Annotated in this window: 6 protein-coding genes; 4 read left to right on the top strand and 2 right to left on the bottom strand. The window is 70.4% G+C overall.

Annotation, left to right across the window (positions count from 1 at the left end; genetic code table 11):
• Positions 1–44 precede the first annotated feature (44 nt).
• Entirely contained in the window at positions 45–761 is a 717-nt protein-coding gene (locus tag AB0I76_RS00345; protein ID WP_357027594.1) for a TetR/AcrR family transcriptional regulator C-terminal domain-containing protein, read from the top strand.
• A 288-nt stretch (positions 762–1,049) separates the two neighbouring features.
• A complete protein-coding gene (gene rox, locus AB0I76_RS00350) occupies positions 1,050–2,477 on the top strand; it encodes a rifampin monooxygenase (RefSeq protein WP_357027597.1) in 1,428 nt (475 codons plus the stop codon).
• Positions 2,478–2,565: 88 nt separating this feature from the next.
• Here the strand turns inward: rox and AB0I76_RS00355 are convergent, their stop codons facing one another.
• A complete protein-coding gene (locus tag AB0I76_RS00355; protein WP_357027600.1) occupies positions 2,566–3,261 on the bottom strand; it encodes a C39 family peptidase in 696 nt (231 codons plus the stop codon).
• A 504-nt stretch (positions 3,262–3,765) separates the two neighbouring features.
• Positions 3,766–4,818: an NlpC/P60 family protein gene (locus tag AB0I76_RS00360; RefSeq protein WP_357027604.1), complete on the bottom strand. Its 1,053-nt coding sequence runs from the start codon at positions 4,816–4,818 to the stop codon at positions 3,766–3,768.
• A gap of 194 nt (positions 4,819–5,012) precedes the next feature.
• On the opposite strand from AB0I76_RS00360, the gene AB0I76_RS00365 reads away from it, so the two are divergent.
• Both AB0I76_RS00365 and AB0I76_RS00370 read left to right on the top strand, forming a co-directional pair.
• Positions 5,013–5,342, top strand: a complete 330-nt coding sequence (locus AB0I76_RS00365) for a hypothetical protein (protein ID WP_357027607.1) — start codon at positions 5,013–5,015, stop codon at positions 5,340–5,342.
• The gene (locus AB0I76_RS00370) at positions 5,339–5,782 is read left to right on the top strand and encodes a MerR family transcriptional regulator (protein ID WP_357027610.1); all 444 of its coding nucleotides are present in this window, start codon (positions 5,339–5,341) and stop codon (positions 5,780–5,782) included. Before AB0I76_RS00365 ends, AB0I76_RS00370 begins: the two co-directional genes overlap by 4 nt.
• Positions 5,783–6,299 lie beyond the last annotated feature (517 nt).

Genomic DNA, 6,299 nt, shown 5'->3' on the forward strand with positions numbered 1-6,299 from the left:
AAGGCGGATATGGTTTCCACCGCCGCCGGAAGACGAGGACCGAGATGGTTGAGCAGGCTGAGACGCTGCGCCGGAAACCCCTGAGCAGGGACGGGGTCCTGCGTGCCGCCGTCGCGCTCGCCGACGGGACCGGCATCGAGTCCCTCAGCATGCGCAAGCTCGCCCAGGACCTGGGCGTCGTGCCGATGGCTCTCTACAAGCACGTGGCCAACAAGGACGAGCTGCTCGACGGCATGATCGACGTGGTGGTCGCCGAGATCGATCCGCCGGTGCCCGACGCCGACTGGAAGGCCGCGGTCCGCAAGCGCATCCTCTCGGCACGCCAGGTGCTGCGGCGCCACCCCTGGGCGCCGCTCGCGATCGAGTCACGGACCATGCCGACGCCGGCCGTCCTCGGCTACCTCGACTCGATGGTCGGAACGTTCCGGGCCGGCGGGTTCTCCGCCGACCTCACCCACCACGTGATGCACGCGATGGGCAGCCGGATCCTGGGTTTCAGCCAGGAACTGTTCGACGCCTCCCGGCGTGCCGGCCGGTCGGGCACGACCGACCCGGAGCCGCCGACGGCCCTACCGCCGGAGGCCGCGGCCCGGTTCCCGCACCTCGCGGAGATCGCGGCGGCGGCGTCCCACGACGAGGCGTCGGTCGTGGGGCAGGGCTGCGACGACCAGTTCGAGTTCGAGTTCGCGCTGGACCTGCTGCTGGACGGCATCGAACGGCTGCGACAGCAGGGCTGGACGTCGTCGCACCGATCCCGCTGAGACGGTCAGGTGCACGGCCAGTGGACGATGTGACAGTCGGCCGGAGGCAAGTGCCACACGCCCCTGATCAGGCGCGGAAAGGGCAGGACGAGTAGGAACTCCCTGCCACTCTCAACGTATAGCGGACCGGGGGTCTTGCCGCAAGCCCCCCGTTGTGCAGCAGAATCTCCAGCCGTATCCAGAATCTGCGGATTCTGGGATTCGCGAAGTATGCGTGCTCGCGGGGGATGTGCCGGTGTGCGCTCCGCCGGACCGGGCAGCAACGGGCCGAGGTGCGATGGGGGTTTCATGATCGACGTGATCGTTGCCGGTGGCGGACCGACCGGCCTGATGCTGGCCAGTGAACTGCGGCTGCACGGGGTGCACGTGCTCGTGCTGGAGAAGGAGGCCTCCCCGACCACCTACGTCCGCGCGCTCGGCCTGCACGTACGCAGCATCGAGGTGATGGACCAGCGCGGTCTGCTGGAGCGGTTCCTCGCGCACGGCCGGCGGTATCCGGTCGGCGGGTTCTTCGCCGGCATCGACAAGCCCTCGCCGGACCGGCTGGACACCGCGCATCCCTACGTCCTCGGCATCCCGCAGACCACGACCGATCGCCTGCTGGCCGAGCGCGCCACCGAACTCGGTACCGAGATCCGGCGCGGCTGCGAGCTGGTCGGGCTGGACCAGGACGACCACGGGGTGACCGCCGAACTGGCCGACGGTACGCGGCTTCGCTCGCGCTACCTCGTCGGCTGCGACGGGGGCCGCAGCACCGTACGCAAGCTGCTCGGCATCGGCTTCCCCGGTCAGCCCAGCCGGGTCGAGACACTGCTGGGCGAGATGAGGGTGACGGCGCCACCGGAGACGGTGGCCGCAGTGGTGGCCGAGGTCCGCAGGACCCACAAGCGGTTCGGCCTCGGGCCGCTCGGGGACGGGGTGTACCGCGTCGTCGTGCCCGCCGAGGGGGTGGCCGAGGACCGCTCGGTCGCGCCGACCATCGAGGAGTTCCGGCAACAGCTGCGCCTGTTCGCCGGCACCGACTTCGGCGTGCACTCACCGCGCTGGCTGTCCCGCTTCGGTGACGCCACGCGGCTGGCCGAGCGCTACCGGTCCGGCCGGGTGCTGCTGGCCGGCGACGCGGCACACATCCACCCGCCGACCGGCGGGCAGGGGCTCAACCTCGGCCTCCAGGACGCGTTCAACCTTGGTTGGAAACTGGCCGCCGAGGTCAACGGCTGGGCACCGGAGGGGCTGCTGGACAGCTACCACACCGAACGGCACCCGGTGGCCGCCGACGTGCTGGACCTCACCCGCGCGCAGTTCGAGCTGCTGTCGCCTGAGCCGGGCCCCCAGTCGGTGCGCCGGCTGGTGTCGGACCTGATGGACTTCGAGGACGTCAACCGGTACCTGACCGAAAAGATCACCGCGATCCAGATCCGCTACGACGTCGGCGAGGGGCACGACCTGCTCGGCCGGCGGATGCGGGACGTGGAGCTCGAGCGGGGGCGCCTCTACGAGCTGACGCACGGCGGTCGCGGGCTGCTGCTCGACCAGACCGGCCGGCTCTCGGTGGGGGGCTGGGCGGATCGGGTCGACCACGCCGTCGATGTCAGCGAGGAACTGGACGTCCCCGCCGTGCTGCTGCGGCCGGACGGCCATGTGGCCTGGGCCGGCGACGACCAGCAGGATCTGCTCGCCCACCTGCCGCGGTGGTTCGGCGCCGCCGTCGGCTGAATGCGTGCAGGCGCCTCGTGCGACAAGAGCCGCGGGTCGGGACCCGATGTCCGGGTACCCGGCCCGCGGCCGTGTCGCCTCCCGAGCGTCAGCTGGAATAGCCCTTCTGGGCAATCCAGTCGGCCGCCTTGTCGTCGCTCATCCAGTAGTGCTTGGTCGGGTCGTACGGGTCGGCGATCTTCAGCACTTCACCACCGTCGCGATATCCCACGATGGTCATGTAGTGCCCGCCCGGGAAGGAGTGCTTCTCGCCGCTGGTGTCGACTGCGGTGCCCATCGTGTTGGCCACGATGCCGCGCTTGGCGTCAACGGCCTCGATCACGTCGGTGCGCAACCTGTCCACCTGCTCCGGCTCGGCGGTGACTCCCTCGATCTTGGTGGTCTCATACCCACCGCCGGTCAGCTCGTTGAGCACCCGGGTGGTGTCGTCGACCGAGTCGGTGCCGTCGGTGGTGGTGCCGAGCTTCTCGGCGACCTCACGCTGGCTCACGACCTTGCCCTGGGTGGACAGGGCGATCCGGGTCGCGGCCGGGGCACAGTAGTACTCGTTCGGCTGTCTCTGGTAGTCGTGCGGCAGCACCCGTTTGCCCTCGTCGCCAGGGGGCGGGGGCTGGGGCGGCGCCGCGGGTGCCGGTGCGCTCTCTGCCGGGGTCGGCGGGGCGGGCGGGGCTCCGTCTGCCGGACCGGCGACTGCCGGGGTGGCGATCGCCGGACCGGCGACGGCGCCGCCGGTGACCATGAGACCAGCGACAGACAGCGCGCTCTTACGCAGAATCGTGTTCATCGTGAAGCTCCCATCGGGGTTGGCTTCCCGGGCTGTCGTACGCCGGTTACCCGAGGTGGGTCCGCGATAACGCGGCACCCTACTCCGGTAGCAGGGGAGGCGGAGCCACTTTCGCGTAATCCCTCACACGGATGGGCGTTCGCCGGGTCGGTCGCGACTGGGGAAGGTGTCGCCGATGTCGGGTTGATGTCGCGTCATGCCAACCGTCATCCGAACATGCAGGCCCACGAGGGTGGAGGACGCAGCCCGGCCAGGGTGACGGCGACAAGTCGGTCGACTGCGGCTTCGGATGGCAGGTCGCCGGCTACTGATGCTGGCTTGGCGCGGTCCTCGCCTACCTCGCCCTCGACGTGACCCGGTACCGGTGGCGTAAGCAGAACGAGCAACAGCGCACCAGGCCCACGCGGCCCACGGCCGGCGACCCCTCGCGCGGCTGCGCCGCCGGCTGCCGGCTGAGCCAGCAGAACCGGCGGCGCATGCCGCATACCCCGTCGGGGTGGGAGGTCAGATCCGGCGGGCGGTGAGCCACCGGTCCGGCCAGTAGCCGATGCCGTCCAGCAGAGGCGCGCCGGAGAGGTCGCCCATGGTCGGACCGTCGGTCTGGGACCGGCTGGAGATGAATCGGTGGTGCCCGCCGTCGTCGAGGCCCAGGTAGATGCCGGAGTGGTCGATCTGGCGGTTCGGCACCGGCTGGGCGTTGAAGAACACCAGGTCGCCGGGGAGCAGGCGGTCGATTCGTCGGGCCCGTTGTCCGGTGTTGGGCATCAACTGCACGCCCGGGCCGAACTCCGCCATGGCGAACGCCCGGCGGGGAAGCCCCTCGCCAGGGGTGTTCGTGCCACGCAGCGGAAAACCGAGCCGGTGGCCGTAGACCATCCGCAGATACCCGGAACAGTCCAGGGCCAGCTCGCGCTCCGGCGACGGCATTTCGCTCTTGCCGTCCGGGAACGACCACGGCAGGCCGAGATAGTCGTAGAAGTCGGAGCGTTCCTGACGGCCGTCGGGATCTGCGGGGTCCGGCGGACCGAACGAGGCGTTACCCGAGTACTGCTGTCCCTGGTTGTCCTTCTTCGGGGGAGCCTCGGCAACGTACTCGAAGGAGATCGCCAGCACGTCGGGGGAGCGGTCCCGGCGAGCTGCGGCGAGCCAGTCGACGAACCACTTCTCCTGCTCGGCGCCGGCCCGCCAGGGCTGGGGAGCGAGCCGGACCCACGTGTGGGTCTCGATCTTCGCATCGGTGAAGCTCGGCTCCTCGAACGTTCTGAGCGGGCCGTGGATGTTCGCGGTCCGCGCGCCGTCGGTCATGATCGCGACCGGCTGCCCGGAGGAGTCCAGGATCTCCGTCCGGTCCGGATCGGACGAGCGCTGGTAGGTGTAGCCCGAAGCGCCGCGTGCCTGGCCGCCCGACGCCGTTGTCCCGCCCAGGGTCAGCACCGACTGGTCCGTCGGCGACGGTCGTGCCACCACGTACGTGAGCGTGCTGGCGACGACCAGCAGTACGAACCCGGCGATGTTCAACAGGACGAACCGTCTACGGAAGTACGCCCAGTACCTCATGCACACCTCTCCTCTCGGAACCGGTTCTGGGTGTGTCGGGCAGGTCGTGGCACGAAGGCGACGGCCAGCGCAGCCGTCGTACGGTCAACCTCGATCATCGGAGTTGTCGGGGTGACGCTCCCTCACCCCGATGAGGTGATCCGGGAGTGCGTCGGGTTGCAACCGGTACCCGGGTACAGGCTTACCGTCGTGGCATGAGCATCGACCAGGGATGGGTGCCGCAGGCGTGCACCCTGCCGACCCGAGAGCAGCCGCTACGACTCGCGCAGTTCGACGAGCTGTTCGCCACCGCCCTGCACGGACAGCGGAGGTTGGCACCCACCGTGCTGCGATGGCGCCTCGATCCGTCGGCCGAGCACGCCGCGCGGGACCTGACCGCCCGGGAGAGCGACTGCTGTTCCTTCTTCACCTTCGCGGTGACCCGGAGCGGCGACTCGGTGGAGATCGAGGTCCAGGTCCCGGACTCCCACATCGCGGTCCTCGACGCGCTGGTCGCCCGCGCCGCGGCGCGGCTGCCGACATGAGCGGCCTGCGCAGCAGCCAGGTCGCCGCGGCAGCCGGGGTGAACCCACAGACCCTGCGCTACTACGAACGCCGAGGACTGCTCGCCGCACCGCGACGGACCCTCGGCGGGCATCGCCTGTACCCCGCCGAGACCGTCGCCGTGCTACGGATGATCAAGGGCGCCCAGCGGCTCGGCTTCACCTTGGACGAGGTGGCCGACCTGCTCGACACCGCCCGGCACCAGGGCCGCCGTCGGGCCGATGCCGGCCTGCGGACCCGTACGCGGGCCAAGCTCGCCGATGTGGAGGCGAGGATCGCCGACCTACGGGAGATCGCCGGGACGCTGCGTGCCGCGCTGGACGCCGGCTGCGACGACCTGGTCACCTGTGCGGACAGTCCGGGCTGCCCGATTCCCTTCGCCGGCCTCCGCGAGGGCACGCCCCATGTCGACCCTCGCTGACCTGGCCACGATGTCGGTCGGCGCCCGCGGCGGTATGAGCTGTCGGCCGGAGGCGTCAGCCCCCTGGGGATCGCGCTCTCATGAGAAGCGCCTGCCGGGCCTCTTGGCGGAGGTCGGCTTGGTGGTCAGGGCGTCTCTGCGCCTGCGTCGCACCATGATCACGGTCGCCTTCTTCTTCAACCCCTTGAGAATTCTGTCCCTCATCTCAGGCATCCCCTCTCGTGTGCGTCCGACGCCAGGGCGTCTTCGGCCTGGCCTCCTCGCGTACCCGACGAGGCAGCCGCCATGCGACCGTCGTCCCGGCGACCGGGACTTATCTGATCGTTAAGTAACGGCCCCGCCGGTTCACCCGGTGTGCCACCGTGTGCAGACTGAGGCAATGCCCGCTGCCGCCACACCGGACCGCCGCCGCCTCCGACTGTTCGTCGGGGTGGTCGCCGCGCTGGCCGTGGCGGCCACGGCCGGCGCCTGGTCGCTGCAGGACCGGGTCGGTGGCGGCGGTGCGCGCGGGTCGGCC

The sequence above is a fragment of the Micromonospora sp. NPDC049799 genome, assembly GCF_040656655.1.
Classification (GTDB): Bacteria; Actinomycetota; Actinomycetes; order Mycobacteriales; family Micromonosporaceae; genus Micromonospora.

What these genes read in the sequence shown, in the direction of transcription:
- AB0I76_RS00365 (WP_357027607.1), top strand. Translation starts at nt 5,013, where the DNA reads ATGAGCATCGACCAGGGATGGGTGCCGCAGGCGTGCACCCTGCCGACC.
- AB0I76_RS00360 (WP_357027604.1), bottom strand. Translation starts at nt 4,818, where the DNA reads ATGAGGTACTGGGCGTACTTCCGTAGACGGTTCGTCCTGTTGAACATC.
- AB0I76_RS00345 (WP_357027594.1), top strand. Translation starts at nt 45, where the DNA reads ATGGTTGAGCAGGCTGAGACGCTGCGCCGGAAACCCCTGAGCAGGGAC.
- rox (WP_357027597.1), top strand. Translation starts at nt 1,050, where the DNA reads ATGATCGACGTGATCGTTGCCGGTGGCGGACCGACCGGCCTGATGCTG.
- AB0I76_RS00355 (WP_357027600.1), bottom strand. Translation starts at nt 3,261, where the DNA reads ATGAACACGATTCTGCGTAAGAGCGCGCTGTCTGTCGCTGGTCTCATG.
- AB0I76_RS00370 (WP_357027610.1), top strand. Translation starts at nt 5,339, where the DNA reads ATGAGCGGCCTGCGCAGCAGCCAGGTCGCCGCGGCAGCCGGGGTGAAC.